Source organism: Paenibacillus terreus (assembly GCF_042138595.1).
Classification (GTDB): domain Bacteria; phylum Bacillota; class Bacilli; order Paenibacillales; family Paenibacillaceae; genus Paenibacillus; species Paenibacillus terreus.
This window is the reverse complement of sequence record NZ_JBHIRX010000031.1, coordinates 18,486-32,108: the sequence shown is the minus strand read 5'-3', so window position 1 is coordinate 32,108 and position 13,623 is coordinate 18,486. Positions and strand designations below refer to the sequence as shown.

The following is a 13,623-nucleotide window of genomic DNA, read 5'->3' as shown; positions in this document are numbered from 1 at the left end:
TAAACAGCCAGTTTGCCAGGCATTTATTGTTCCAGCCTCAAATAAGAATAAATAAAGAGGTATTCTGCCCAATCGGAGAACCTTGCCGCTAATCTAAACCGGAAGCAGGAGGACCGTCATGCAAAATGACAATATAAAGCGATGGTTGGAGCTGGCGAAGCAGTTTCAGCAGGGGCAATTTTGGGACAGCGTGTTTGATTCCGATTACACCGAACAGATGATGAAGCAGTTCTCCGCCACGGACGGCACTGCTAAATCGGCTTCATCGTTCCCTCGTGCAGACGTCTTGCTTGGAATGCGCGAAATGCTGATCCGTGTGGATCTCCCCGGGGTCCGCAAGGAGGATGTGGAGCTGTCTGTTTCGGATAATGCTGTCGTCGTGAAAGGGATCGTTCATCCATTCGCTCAAAACATGAAAATCGTGCAGACGGAGCGGCATACCGGAGAATTTGAGCGGGCGATTTCACTGCCTGAAAGCATAGCTCCGCAAGGGAAAATAACGGCCCGGTTCGAAAACGGTTTGCTGGAAATTCGCATTCCGCGTGTGCAAAGACCGAGAGAGGAAATAAAAATCGATTAGCATCCGCAAGGGGTATGCCATGAAAGGCGGGGAACGGAATGTTCATGAAGCTGTTGAAGCAGTTCCTCGGACAAAATAACCGGATATCCAGTTACAAAGCCGCAGATGCAGAGCAGCAGAGCTATCAGCGGCTGTTGTTGAAAATAGAAGCCATGGAAAAAGAGCTCTCATTATGCAGACAAGCCCTGGATCAGCAGGCGATGAATCCGCCTGTCATTATTGAACATTTGAACATCGAGCATTTGAATATTGATAAGCTCCAGCATGAAAACAACTTTGGAGCACTGGGCATCAAAGAACTCAGCGGACAGCTGAATATCGGCGCCAATTATTACACCGGGAGACCGCAAACGGTGAAGAACAGCGGAGCTGCTCCCATCAAGCCGTCAGCGGCTGTGAAGTCCGAGGAAGGTCCGCGGTGCACCATTCGCGCGCAGAAATCCTCAGATCATGGCAGCAATCATTGAGCAGACTGTACATAAGAAAACGGGCGGTTTTGATCGATAGCTGCTTTCAAGGTCAGTATCGGGTGGGCATTTATCCGCATATGCTGGATAAAAAGCTAAATTGGAAAGGAAGCTGGACCTTGTGACAAAAAGGCAGCACCCCGTATTTGATTGGGATCGCTTCGGAGAATATCTCCAAAAGCAGATTCCGTTTGGCGGCAAATCCGATTGGCTCGGCGGGCTCGTACCCGGCAAACAGATTGAGAGCTATATTCGTAAAACGATGGATCAATTTTTGGGGGACTCGGGCCTTAACCTGAGCGCATTTCAGCCATTCGCAGAATCGGGGGCGGAAACGGGCGAGATTAAATACAATCTGTTTGAGACACACCGCTGCATCTTCGTAAGATGCGACGTTCCGGCAGATACTCCCCTGGAGGACATCAAATTTCTCGTAAACAGACGGACGCTGCGTATCCAGCTGGCGGGAAAGTCCCGGGAAATCACCCTTCCGCAGGATGTAAATCCGAACCGGTCTATCGCGAGGTTAAAGGACGGAATCCTTGAGGTGCGCATGCCGAAATTGCCGGGCACTCAGCCGCTGCGGGAAATTCCCATCCGCGATTGATACAGGATGGTTACAGAGCACAAAAAATCCCCACTGGTGAAACAGCAGGGATTTCGGACTTCCTGCAGCGCCTTATATAGCGCTGTTTTTGACTGTATTACTATCCGCTAAATCAGGATCGACAATCGTAGCGACAGGCACATTGATGGGCGACAAGTCTCCGTTGATTTCTCCCACGGCCTGATTCCTTTTATACGAAAGCAGTTCATCGATTGACTGGAAGGACCCCGCGTTGGTCACGGAAGCATTATCCACTGCATTGATTTTAAAAGCGAGCAGATTGATTTGCATCGGTGTTATAAACAGCATGACATCACTCCTTTTGATCAGACTGGCGAACGGTTAAACGATGCTGTTTTTAATGGAATTCGAGTCCAGCAAATCGGTGTCCGAAACCCACGAAACAGGCAGGAACATGGGGGATATATCGCCATTCTGCTCACCGATCCCCTGATTCCGTTTGTAAGACACGAACAAGTCGATATGCTCACTTGGGCCTATGTTGACAACAGCCGCATGATCAATCGCATTGATTTTTAATCCGCCGATATTGAGTACCATGGGCGCAAAATTCAATATATCACCCCTTGACATAAGGAATCCTATTCGAGTCAAAAGTAGTATTCGAATCGGCGCCATCCCGGTCATCCACAAAGCTGCGTGTCCCCAGAAAATCGGCACCGTCGCCCATATTTTGACCAAGACCCATGTTTTTCTTGTCCGAATTATGCCATTCTGCCAGCAGGTTCTGGCCTACATTGATGGCAGAAGCATTTTCGAAGGAATTCACCTTGATGATATTGATATTAATGACAATGTGAGGAAATGAGGGGGGCATCCGTGTTTCCTCCTTTTGATTTGTGTCATGCTGTCCGGGGCCTCTTTACAGGTTCTTTTTTTGTGAGAAAGAGTCCAGAAAGTCTTCATCCAACACCATTTGTACGGTGAAAAAGCGGGGCGAATCATCCGCATGCTGCTGGCCGAAGCCCTGATTTTTCTTGGCACTGACATTTCTGCCGACCTTGATATTGGTTCCGAACGAAATGTTGCCCAAATGATCCGTGTTATTGACTTCCAGGCCGCCAATATTCACACATACCGGAATAAACATGTCGAATGTTCCTTTCGTGGTTTTTGATCTTGCTGTCAGGCATGTCAGCACCCGGCAACAGGTTTTTTAATAAGACTATGGATTGAAAGCATGAAATATGCCCGCTGTATCCGTAATATGATTTTCCGGTGCCGGGAACGCGCATTTCAACTGGTGGTTGACGAGATGGACGTTTGTTTTTATAATGAAAATAATTTGAATAGCGGAACCTATCGGAAGCACCGATCATCTCCTCCGGGAGAATGGTCGGTGCTTTTTTGTTTTCCGTTCCGGCAAAGGAGAGAAGATATGTCCAGATTACGTGTGCGGCACAGGCAGCTGGTGCTGGCTTGTGCTGTGGGGGCTGTTGTCACGCTGATCGTATGCCTGACCATCGGCGTGCTGCTGTTCCGAAGCTTTGAGACAGATTATTCGCAGGAAACAGCGGAGCTGGAGCAGGAGCTTGCGGAGACGAAGCAAATTTTGCAGCAGGAGATGAGGCAAGTGCCTGTCGTTGTCAGTGATCACAAAGCCGGGGATGCGCTCGCGGAGACAGATATTGCCCTTGTAAATATTCCTGCCGCGTCCGTGCCTGAAAATGTGTTGAACAAGGAGGACATCGTCGGCAAATACACGAGGATTGACCTTCCCAAAAACACGGCGGTTACGAAATCCATGCTGTTTGAGAATGGTGTCACCCCGGATGATATGAGGAATCAGGAATTCAGGCTCATTCAACTGCCAGCCAAGCTGGGGCCGGATCAATTTGTCGATGTCCGGATCAAATTCCCGACCGGTGAAGACTACATCGTCCTGTCCAAGAAGAAAGTAAAGGATCTGTCAGGGGGGCTGATTTCCTACGAGATGGATGAGCAGGAGATTCTGATGATGTCCAGCGCCATTGTGGATGCCTATATCAACGAGGCAACGATCTATGCACTGAGCTACGTCGATCCTTACATGCAGGACAAGGCGATCGTAACCTATCCGCCTAAGGACGAGGTCAAGAAGCTGATCCAGTCCGATCCGAACATTGTGAAGGTGGCGACGGAGCAGCTTGAATCCAGGAAAAGAACTGTCCTTGAAATGAATTTGGCCGCCATGTCCGAGACGGAACGGGGCAGATACAGTGCGGGCGCAGCAGGTGCAGGGAGCTACAGTGAATCTGCTTCAGCCTCAAATGAGGTGACAGACAGCGGCGGCTCAGGCTATGCTTCACAGCTGCCTCCCGTTAAAGATGCACTGCCTGTAGAAAGTAACGACTATGCTGAGAGCCAGCATACGACGGCTGCCAATTCCCCCACCCCTCCGGCAAACGGGAAAGCGCAAAACCCGAAGCTGTTAGAGGAAACGGCTGGAACCGCCGCGGCCAGCGACGATGTCATCTATGGACAGACGCCCGAGATCGGTGTTCAACCTTAAGGAGGTGCAGTTTTGCAAAACATTATGTTTTTAGGCGCTTGTGATAAGGGAGGGCTGCTGCTCTGGCTGGGTAAAATTCTGGCGTCTGCCGGCAAAAAAGTGCTCATTATCGATGGTACCGTGCTGCAGAAGTATCAGTTTGCGGTTCCGGAGCTGTCTGGGGGCGGTTTGAAGGGAGGCAGCAGAGTCATTGAATTTGATGGTTTTGATGTGGCGTCAGGCTTCGAACACAGCTTCAAAAACGGAGCAGCCATTCATGAGTCGCTGGAGAGCTTTTTCCAAAGCAACAACGAGCAGTACACAAGTTATGATTTTGTGCTCCTGGATGTTGATCATACGGACACGCTGGAGGCTTCGCTGCTGACGGCATGGGGGGGTGTCAGCAGCTATGCGCTGGTCACCAACAGCGAACGGTATACGATTCAGCGTAATGCAGAGCTGCTGCAGAAGCTTCTTCAGGAGCGGCAGGGGGATGACCTGCAAATGGCTCGCATCAGGTACATGGCAGCAGAGAGCCCGGTCAGTGAAGCTTTTATGGAGACTGCCGCAGGCCAGCTGAACACAGTATTTCCTGACGAAAAGGATGTGGAGTTTTATTACGATGAAACGGACTACATAGCAGGTGTGCGCATGCAGTATGAGACCAGCCTGAAGCTGAAGAGACTATCCAGAAGCACAAAAAAGACGCTGCTCAGCATTCTCGCGGCTGTATCCGATGTGGAGAGAAACTCATTGCGGCTAGCCTTGAAGGCGGCGGGAAGGGGAAGGTAAAACATGTCGATCATTACATTCTGGAGCCCGGATCACGGGCGGGGGAAGACGGCGAACTGCGCCGCCGCCGGGGCTATGGTTGGGCTGGATTATGATATCCGGACGCTGATCGCCCGGACCCAATTTGGGAACTCGAGTCTGGAAGACGCTTTTATCAAATCCAAGGAACTGCAAATGAAAAATTTCGTGACCTCGGCAGCGACCGGTATGGATGCGCTCGAGCGGCTGTTTAAAACGAAACGGCTAAGTGCGTCCGGCATCAGCAACCATACCTTATCGCTTGAGCCTGGACGGCTGGATCTTTTGGCAGGTACCAGCAAGCCGGATGAATCCGGTCATGAAGGGATTGAGCATGTTATTGCCGCCATATTTGATGAGGCAAGGCGATATTATCAGGCCATCATGTTGGATATTGAAAGCGGCGGAGCAAATCAGATCACAAATCAGCTTATTCAAAGCTCGGACCTTGTCGTGGTCAATCTGAGTCAGGATCTGAGCTCACTGGAGCGTTATGCCAGCCAGGAACAGTGGCCGTGTGCATTGCAGGGGAAGAACAAAATGATTTTGCTTGGGCAATATGATCCTCACTCCAAATATAACGCGACGAATATCAGGCGCAAATTCGGGATCAAGGATCCGCTCTTTGTGATTCCGTACTGCTCGGATTACCGTGATGCTTTCAATGATAAGGATGTACTCGGCTGGTTCCGGCGTACCCGCAATGCCGGGCGGCGGCATGGAAGCTATCCTTTTTTCCAGGAGGTCAGGAAGGCGGTAAAGGAGATGCTGTCTCAAATTGGAGTTAACACGGAGATCAAGCGAATCGAGAGGGGAGTATCCTGATGCTTGTCATATGGAATGGCATCGGTATTGGAATTCTGCTGACCGCTCTTCTGTCCTACCTGATTTACAAGCTGAGGCATCCGCAGGCGATGCGGAAAGAAAAGAAAAAGCCGGAGGATATGGAGCGGTACAGCATCAAGCAGATGACCCAGTATATTAAAGACAAATTCAATGAAATGACAGGTGCGAATCTGTATGATCTGGCTCTGGATCTTGAGGATTTCAACCGGCAAAAACATATGCGTACCGAGCTGAAGGCTGCGCTCAAGGGCTGCAACAGCGGTGACTTGTACGACAAAATGTACGTCAAGGATCTGATTTATGATCTGCTGATCAGGGATTACGGGATGAATGAGCGCAATGCAGATTATGTCCTGCCCTTTGATGAACCGGGCAAGCTTACCGCCAGGGACAAATTCGATATTTTAATGCAGCTTTACAAGAAAAAGCATCACTACAAAGCGCTCCCCAGGATGATCGACGAATACCGGCTGGATGAGCTTAAATCCGTGATTGAGGAAGGGCAGACGGAGTCCTACATCATCACAGAGGATGAGATAAGCAAAATTTACCGCGAGAAGTGTTCAGGTTTGCTGTCTTTTGAGGATAAAATGCAAGTTATTGTACAGCGGATTTACCAGGGGTTCAAAGGCTTTGGCGTCATAGATGAGATTCGGTATATGGAAATCGACGGCGTATCGGGAGGAGTATCCGGCATTCCTTCCTCCATGCAGGATATTGAGGATGAAGAACAGATGCTGCAGGCGATGAAAGCCAGCTCGGGGCATGATAACACCCATTCGGTATGGATTATGTACCGGGGGAAAACGATGCATTTATCCTTTCTGTCCTTTGGCAGCGAGCTGGAGCTGAAGCGGATCTGTCAGACGATCTATAAGTGGAACAACCCTGGCCAGCTTACGGAGCAGAACGGCTTTATCGTCAACGATATGAAGGACAATTCGCGGATCGTTGTGATGCGTCCCCCGTTTGCGGAGTCATGGGTGTTTTTCAACCGGAAATTCAATCTCACGTACACCGATCTGGAGCATTTCCTGAATCCCAGGGACCGGGGATTCACATTTGGAAACACCGAGCTGCCCATTCGTCTGATTCCTTTCCTTATGAAGGGGGCCAGGGTGACTACGGTTACAGGGGATCAGGGAACGGGCAAATCAACTCTGATGATGGCCATGACACGTTTTATAGCCGGGTATTTGACGCTTCGGGTACAGGAAATGGCCTTTGAGCTGCACCTGCGAAATCTGTTTCCACAGCGGAACATCGTGTCCATTCGGGAAACGGCGGATATTACAGGTCAAAAAGGGATGGATATTCAGAAAAAGACGGATGGAGCGGTCAACATTATCGGGGAGGCTGCGACCGCGGAGCAGGTTGCCTGGTTTCTGCAGGCCGGTACCGTTGCCAGTTTGTTCACCATTTTATCGCACCATGCGAAGACGTTCCGCGACCTCGTATTTTCCCTGCGGAATTCAACGCTGCAGACCGGACTGTTCCGAAATGAGTCCATTGCCGAGCAGCAGGTGGTCAGCGTACTGGATTTTGACATCCATCTGTTCAAGGATGCGGAAGGGCGCAGATATATTGAACGGATTACGGAATGTGTGCCCTTGCTGGAGCAGGATACGTATCCCGAAGATCCCGGGCAGGCAGCCATCGAGTTTTACAGGCGCATGACAGACCGCAAAACGTTCGAAGGTAGAGATATCGTCGTATTTCAGGACGGCGAGTATATCGCCAAGCATCCGATTTCGGAGCGGCAGCAGGCGGAAATGATGCGTCATATGAATGCCAGGGACCGGGCGGAATTTACGGAGCTGCTTGCAGCCCACTGGAAGGTGCCCGCATGAACAGCTGGCTGCTTACAGGCCTTTTTTTCGGTATGTTTCTGCTGTTTATGATTGCTTTTGCCTGGATCGTCTTCGTGAAAAACGCGGAAGGGAGAAGGAAGAGCGACGCTTTTGAAAGACTGTTCGGGAAGAGAGCGAGCCTCCATCGCCTGAATCTGATTTATCAGAAATCCTATGTTCAGTTTCAGCGACTGCCCTTGCTGCGAAAGTACATCTGGAAGATCCGCAAACGGCTGGAGGTGCTGGATTCCTTCGATGAGTACGCGATTCGCCGGCAGACGATGCATATTGCTTTTATTACATTAACTTCGACAACGATTCTGGTGCTGCTGTTCTACCTCATTAGCCGTGATCTGTTCACCATTTTCTTTATTCTGTTCGGCGCTGTCGTACTGAACGGAGTGATGATTACCACGTTTGTGAATCGTGTGGAGGACCGGCTGCTGAAGCAGTCGATCACGCTGTATGAGGATACAAGGCATCAATTTCAGCGGACCCGGAATGTGGAGGAGGCCATCTATGAAGCAAGTCTGACTGCGCCTCATGAGGCGGCACGGCACGGCGAGCGGATTTATGAAATTTTGACCGCAGATGATCAGCACAAAGCTTTGGATATTTACTATGAAGTTGCGCCCAACAAATATTATAAGATGTTTACCGGCTTTTCCTTTCTCGTATCCGAATTCGGGGACCGGATTGTCAGAAATTCGTCCATGTATCTCAGTGCGATCGCCAAGCTGATCCAGGATGTGAACTATGAAATTTTAAGAAGAGAGCGGCTGAACTATTTGCTTAAGGGCTTATCAACGATTGCCGTGCTGTCGGTGCTGTTTGTAAAACCGATTGAGTTATGGGCGAAAACTTACTTTCCCGTCATGAGCGATTTTTATTCAAGCAAGCTGGGGTTCTTTATCAAGGTCTTTTTCTTCCTTGTCGTACTGCTGTGTTACGCGCTGATCAAGAAGCTGCTGGCGAATGACGAGGCCAGGTATGTGGCCAAGAGCGAGCGTCTGCTTTGGGAGAAGCTTCTCTATACCAAAATTCCCCCGCTGCGCTGGGTAGTGGACTGCTTTGTGCCTGCGCCGAACAAAAAGGCTCATTTTCAGCTCACGGTTTTGCTCAAGGAAGCCAACTCTTATCTCACATTGGAATGGCTGTATGTTCAGCGTCTGCTGCTCAGCGGGATCATTTTGATAGGAACGGTTTCAATGTTCTTTTACATGCATTCCCTGTCCATTAACAATGTGCTGCATGATCCTCTGCGGGGGACGGGAATTTTCGGGAAGCTTGGCCCTGATGAGCTGGCGGTTGCACAAAAGAACACCGATTTTGACCGCTCTGTGCTTGTCATGCTGGAGGAAATGGCAGAGGTATCGCCATCATCGCTGATTCCCCTGGTAGGCACGTTAACAGAGACCAGCAGCAATGATGCAACGACTATATTTACGGCCAACCGAATCTATCAAAAATATATGGACATTCAGAATGAGTATTTCAAGTGGTGGGAGTTGCTGCTTTGCATACTGCTCGCCTGTACAGCCTATCATACGCCGCTTTGGCTGCTGTATTTCCAGAAAAGGATTCGTTATATGGAGATGCAGGACGAGGTGGATCAGTTCCATACGATTATATCCATCCTGGCCCAGTTTGAAAGAATGGATGTTGAAACGGTGCTTGAGTGGATGGAGAGATACAGCGTTATTTTTAAAGACCCGATCAAAAACTGCCTGAACAACTACAGCAGCGGACAAGAGGAAGCTCTGGAAATACTGGGTGAGGATGTGGCCTTTGAGCCTTTTGTCAGGGTTGTTGAAAAGCTGAGGCTATCAGTTGAGAAGATTCCGCTGCTGCAGGCCTTTGACGATCTGGAATTGACAAAGGAGTATTACACCGAAAAGCGCAAGGAGCACTTCAGCAGACTGATTGAGAGGAAAGCGTTCTGGGGCAGAATTTTTGGATTGGCACCGTCCATGTACTTAATCTTTCTTTATTTGGTAGTCCCGATGATTTACTTGAGCATGACACAGGCCGGAGCGTCCTTTGAGCAAATACGGAGTGTGCAGTGAGTTGATATTTTATTGATTACATTTAGAAAAGGGGAGTATGAAATATGGGTACTGCGGCAAAAGCATTAATCGGAGCAGCAGGTCTGTTCCTCGCTATCGCCTTGATTACGTTGAGTGTAACACTGTTCGGCACAGCCCAGGAGGGTGCCAAGCAAGCGCAGACAGAGTTTTCCGGAATTCAAACCGAGCTGTCAGGACAGGCGTATGCCGGCTATGATAATACGATTTTGACCGGCAGTCAGGTGGTGAACACCATCCGCAAATTCAGCAATAAAGAAAATTTTACGATTAAAGTGTCAACGAATAAGAACCGAGGCGGAACCGTCTACACCAAAGGTAGTATAGGTGGGTCTACGGATATTACCTCCAACGAATATGTCAATCCGTCCGGACAATTCAAGGGCGTTATTATCCGTGACGAAAACAATGTGGTCACAGGCATTGAATTTACGCAAAGCTAGTGGACAGGGTTGGCCGAAATGAATAGTATTACCGCCAAAATGCTGTTTACTGCGGTCGGTTTTCTGCTGTTCATTAGCGCAGCCGCAGTCGGAGCCGGATTGTTTATTCAAAATCACGCTGCGCTGGATGAAGTGGATGCTGCGCTGAGCAGCCGGGATCGGGATGTCGTCTTGATTCCAGTGATGGAAGGGGAAGAGAAGGTCAGCGGGGCCGCAGTCATGCAATCCGTATTCCAAATTGCGGGGCTTGGGGTGGACATTCAGGTGGACGGTTATCTTTTTTCCAAAGACGTTGGTATAGAAGATACGGATGTGTCCATAGTTGATCTGCGGGCTGTCTACAGCACAGCATATCAAAGGAATGGGGATGGTGTGCTCGAACGTTTGATTTTCAGAAAACAATGAGAAATGGAGATCGTGAATGGCCAGGTACGTGCTTTATCCATTTGCCATTATGGTTGCTTGTCTGCTGCTCTATTTCTATCCTATGCAAACGGCGTATCAACAGCAGGATCAGATTGCTTACAATCTTGCTTATCAGGCGACCACCAATTTTGTGGATGCTGTGCGCAGCAAAGGATACATTACACCGACCATGTATAAAGATTTTACGAGGGAGCTTGGTGTTTCAAATCTGTATGATATTCAAATGGAGCATAAGGCAAAGCAGTATAATCCGGTCTATCTGGACCCGCTCGATTCTGCTACCTTTACCGGAAAAACAGATGTTTATTATGAGGCACAGTACACGAAGAGTATTTTGGCGGTTCTTTTTCCGGTGGGGGGCGGCTCGGATTTTGCGGATAGCCGGAAATATTACATGCGGGAGGGGGATTTTTTCTCCGTTACAGTGAGGAATACCAATACCACCAAGGCTGCCCTGATGCATAACTTCCTGACGAACGATCATTCCGAAGATCCTACGCGGATCTATATCCCTTATGGAGGGATGATACTGAATGAAGATTATTAGCTGGTCGCTTGTGCTGGTGGTGATCGTGTTTCCGCTTTTCTTCAAAAATAATATACGGGTGCTGGAGCAGGAGAGGACTCAGGAAAAGATTGTACTCTATGATGGGGCTGTACGAACAGCAGTGCAGGATGCGGCTTTTGCCTTGCGGTTGAACGAAAACCAGGACATGGAGAGCAGTTATGCTTCCGTGAAACGGGTTCGTGCCAACAAAGAGCTGGCAGTAGATGCTTTTTACGAGACACTTTTTAATAATATAGGAATTCGTGATGATGAAAATGCCCAAGGGGGGCTTAAAACGTACATTCCCCTCATTGCGGTTGTCGATTACGATGGGTTATGGGTGTATACCAACGAAAACTTCCGGAATGGTAGAGGAGAGAATGTCAACAAGCAGGTGTGGAAATCCAAAAAGCCGTATGCTTATGCAGATGAGCAGGGGAACAGCCTCTCTTTTACATTGGACGATTATGTCTATGCTTATGATGCCGAGGCGAAAACGTGGTTTGAGGGGACAAGAGCAGATGTTGCGGTTCTTACCGGCAACCGTATAGCTCTGCTTGATAATCCGGAGCTTTTTGAACATGTCCGGCGAACGACGATTATATCGGTGCTGCAGGACAATTTGGCATATTACATTAATTCCTATAACGAGTATGTGCGAAAGCTGGGCATCACCTATACATTTACGCTGCCGCGTGTGAAGCAGGAGGAGTGGAATAATACAATCAACGATATCGGGGTTATTTCCTTTATCCAAGGGGTACCGGTTGGGTTGAATCGCTATAACAGTTATGCGTTCGGCGGCAGCAGGCTGATTAAAAATACGGAGATATTTGGATATGTGGAAGATGGTATCAAAGTCTACTATCGGGCATCTGATAAACATGCGGGTGAAGTCATAGAAAAATTCACAAGTGAGAAAGAGGCGGCTTTGGCCGGTTATTTTCCAGGAAGTGCAGTCAGAAAATAATTTTACAAATTCTAGTGAATTTTTTTGGAGAAATTGGAAGAGGAGGTTACACTGGAAGAGTATATGCAAAGAGATTAATTGGGGGGGAAAACTATGGTGATGAAAAAAGTAATGGTTTCGGTTGCTGCAGGTATGCTCGCTGTGGCTGCGGTATGGGGATCGGCAGGAGTGGAGGAAGCTTCCGCGGCTGCGGCTTTCAGGGATATCCCGGCAGGGCATTGGGCCAAAGCCTCTATCGATGCTGCGGTTAACAACGGATATTTAAAGGGATATTCGGACGGAACATTCCGCCCTAATGCCCCAGTAACACGTGCGGAATTTGCCGCTATTTTGTCCCGCGTCTCCAGCAACGAAGCAGCACAAGGAAAGGGTAGCTTTGCGGACTTGGCAGGGAACTGGAGTGAGGCAGAAGTTGATAAAGCGATCGGGATGGGGTTTATTTCTCCAGGCGATTATCCTAACGGGTTTAAGCCATCCACGTCGCTGACCCGCCGTGAAATGGCAAAATGGATGGCCTCCGGTCTGGCCACTGCACAGGAAGATTTTCAAACTGCTCTATCCGATACGCAAGACACGCTGGTTCCTGTTGCTGAGTATTACAAAGGCGGGCTGAACAAGGCGGATTACCCTTATGTGTCGGTAGCACTGGGAACGGGACTGATGACAGGTTATGAAGATGGAACATTTGGTCTGGCCAAAACGACGACGCGTGCTGAAGTTGCTGCTATTTTGGAGCGGTATGAGGGAGTGCAGAAGAAGAAAGCCGCAGATTTTCGGGATTTAAATGAGATGAGGGAAGTAGGTCTGACGGGGACGAATTTGACTTCGCTGACTCCTTATAAGTATGGGAAAAATGGTATTACTGGCCAACCTGCTGACTTTAGTCAGATTAGAGATAACGAGTTTAAGCTTCGGAATAATCTAGGAACACAAACCATTCATCGAATAATTTTTGTTGAATCAGGTAGTGATAAAAAGCCTACGAATCTCTATGGAAAAATGTTTATAGATAAGGAATTTGATTGGCCAGTTAACGGAGATGCTTATCATGTTTTCACAGAAACAACGCTTACGCCTAATGATAATAATTTAACTAATCTTGCTTTTGCTAACGCCACCGGAAACGGTTTTTTAAGTGGTTCTAACTTTGAAACAGGCACAGTTAAAACATTTGGGATTACTAATTTACCGCATGATGACTACATTACATCCGGTTTCTTCAAAAAAGCTGTAAAGAGAAAATTTTGGATGTATAATTCCGTACCTAATAGTGCGGCTAAAGGAGAAGTAACGGAAACAGTTACTGTTAACGGTAAAACCATGGTTATTTACTTAGACTAAATATATGTAAGGAAGGATGCCTTTGTCTCTAAGATTGTTGAAGATATTTGTTATTCTCCCTTTAATTTTATCAGGATTCTTGTTTTATGGTAGGTTTTATGCATATGCTGTTGATCAAGTAATAGCAGTGAGTGGTAGCATAGAAGATCAATTGGAGCTTA

At 48.4% G+C, this 13,623-nt stretch carries 17 protein-coding genes; 13 read left to right on the top strand and 4 right to left on the bottom strand.

All coding sequences use genetic code 11. The features are described 5' to 3' along the window. Positions 1-118: 118 nt before the first annotated feature. The 3 genes from ACE5KN_RS30385 (at position 119) to ACE5KN_RS30375 (ending at position 1,654) form a co-directional block, all read left to right on the top strand. A complete protein-coding gene (locus ACE5KN_RS30385) occupies positions 119-580 on the top strand; it encodes an Hsp20/alpha crystallin family protein (RefSeq protein ID WP_375528577.1) in 462 nt (153 codons plus the stop codon). 38 nt (positions 581-618) lie between these two features. Further along, positions 619-1,047 carry a hypothetical protein gene (locus ACE5KN_RS30380; protein ID WP_375533319.1) on the top strand — a complete coding sequence of 143 codons (429 nt, stop codon included), beginning with the start codon at positions 619-621 and terminating at the stop codon, positions 1,045-1,047. A 121-nt stretch (positions 1,048-1,168) separates the two neighbouring features. Further along, positions 1,169-1,654 carry an Hsp20/alpha crystallin family protein gene (locus tag ACE5KN_RS30375; RefSeq protein WP_375528579.1) on the top strand — a complete coding sequence of 162 codons (486 nt, stop codon included), beginning with the start codon at positions 1,169-1,171 and terminating at the stop codon, positions 1,652-1,654. A gap of 72 nt (positions 1,655-1,726) precedes the next feature. Here the strand turns inward: ACE5KN_RS30375 and ACE5KN_RS30370 are convergent, their stop codons facing one another. The 4 genes from ACE5KN_RS30370 to ACE5KN_RS30355 are packed head-to-tail and all read right to left on the bottom strand — an operon-like array spanning position 1,727 to position 2,765. After that, complete coding sequence (locus tag ACE5KN_RS30370) at positions 1,727-1,963, bottom strand: hypothetical protein (protein WP_355320476.1); 237 nt, start codon at positions 1,961-1,963, stop codon at positions 1,727-1,729. A 33-nt stretch (positions 1,964-1,996) separates the two neighbouring features. Further along, the gene (locus ACE5KN_RS30365) at positions 1,997-2,248 is read right to left on the bottom strand and encodes a hypothetical protein (protein ID WP_375533318.1); all 252 of its coding nucleotides are present in this window, start codon (positions 2,246-2,248) and stop codon (positions 1,997-1,999) included. Continuing rightward, positions 2,235-2,492, bottom strand: a complete 258-nt coding sequence (locus tag ACE5KN_RS30360) for a hypothetical protein (RefSeq protein ID WP_375528580.1) — start codon at positions 2,490-2,492, stop codon at positions 2,235-2,237. Before ACE5KN_RS30360 ends, ACE5KN_RS30365 begins: the two co-directional genes overlap by 14 nt. 45 nt (positions 2,493-2,537) lie before the next feature. Beyond that, positions 2,538-2,765 carry a hypothetical protein gene (locus ACE5KN_RS30355; protein ID WP_375528581.1) on the bottom strand — a complete coding sequence of 76 codons (228 nt, stop codon included), beginning with the start codon at positions 2,763-2,765 and terminating at the stop codon, positions 2,538-2,540. 288 nt (positions 2,766-3,053) lie between these two features. On the opposite strand from ACE5KN_RS30355, the gene ACE5KN_RS30350 reads away from it, so the two are divergent. The 10 genes from ACE5KN_RS30350 to ACE5KN_RS30305 all read left to right on the top strand — a co-directional run bounded on the left by ACE5KN_RS30350 (position 3,054) and on the right by ACE5KN_RS30305 (position 13,462). After that, positions 3,054-4,166 (top strand): SAF domain-containing protein, encoded by a 1,113-nt coding sequence (locus tag ACE5KN_RS30350; protein ID WP_375528582.1) that lies wholly within the window; start codon positions 3,054-3,056, stop codon positions 4,164-4,166. Between the two features lie 12 nt (positions 4,167-4,178). After that, entirely contained in the window at positions 4,179-4,937 is a 759-nt protein-coding gene (locus ACE5KN_RS30345; protein ID WP_375528583.1) for a hypothetical protein, read from the top strand. A 3-nt stretch (positions 4,938-4,940) separates the two neighbouring features. Continuing rightward, positions 4,941-5,780 carry a P-loop NTPase family protein gene (locus ACE5KN_RS30340; RefSeq protein WP_375528584.1) on the top strand — a complete coding sequence of 280 codons (840 nt, stop codon included), beginning with the start codon at positions 4,941-4,943 and terminating at the stop codon, positions 5,778-5,780. Beyond that, complete coding sequence (locus ACE5KN_RS30335) at positions 5,780-7,651, top strand: P-loop NTPase family protein (protein WP_375528585.1); 1,872 nt, start codon at positions 5,780-5,782, stop codon at positions 7,649-7,651. Before ACE5KN_RS30340 ends, ACE5KN_RS30335 begins: the two co-directional genes overlap by 1 nt. Further along, complete coding sequence (locus tag ACE5KN_RS30330; RefSeq protein WP_375528586.1) at positions 7,648-9,717, top strand: hypothetical protein; 2,070 nt, start codon at positions 7,648-7,650, stop codon at positions 9,715-9,717. Before ACE5KN_RS30335 ends, ACE5KN_RS30330 begins: the two co-directional genes overlap by 4 nt. 44 nt (positions 9,718-9,761) lie before the next feature. Beyond that, positions 9,762-10,178 (top strand): ABC transporter permease, encoded by a 417-nt coding sequence (locus ACE5KN_RS30325; RefSeq protein ID WP_375528587.1) that lies wholly within the window; start codon positions 9,762-9,764, stop codon positions 10,176-10,178. An 18-nt stretch (positions 10,179-10,196) separates the two neighbouring features. Beyond that, the gene (locus tag ACE5KN_RS30320; protein ID WP_375528588.1) at positions 10,197-10,583 is read left to right on the top strand and encodes a hypothetical protein; all 387 of its coding nucleotides are present in this window, start codon (positions 10,197-10,199) and stop codon (positions 10,581-10,583) included. A gap of 16 nt (positions 10,584-10,599) precedes the next feature. After that, positions 10,600-11,151, top strand: coding sequence for a hypothetical protein (locus tag ACE5KN_RS30315; RefSeq protein ID WP_375528589.1), 552 nt, complete (start codon positions 10,600-10,602; stop codon positions 11,149-11,151). Continuing rightward, complete coding sequence (locus ACE5KN_RS30310) at positions 11,138-12,121, top strand: hypothetical protein (RefSeq protein ID WP_375528590.1); 984 nt, start codon at positions 11,138-11,140, stop codon at positions 12,119-12,121. The genes ACE5KN_RS30315 and ACE5KN_RS30310 overlap by 14 nt, the downstream gene beginning before the upstream one ends. Before the next feature lie 93 nt (positions 12,122-12,214). Continuing rightward, positions 12,215-13,462 (top strand): S-layer homology domain-containing protein, encoded by a 1,248-nt coding sequence (locus ACE5KN_RS30305; RefSeq protein WP_375528591.1) that lies wholly within the window; start codon positions 12,215-12,217, stop codon positions 13,460-13,462. The last annotated feature ends 161 nt before the right edge of the window (positions 13,463-13,623 follow it).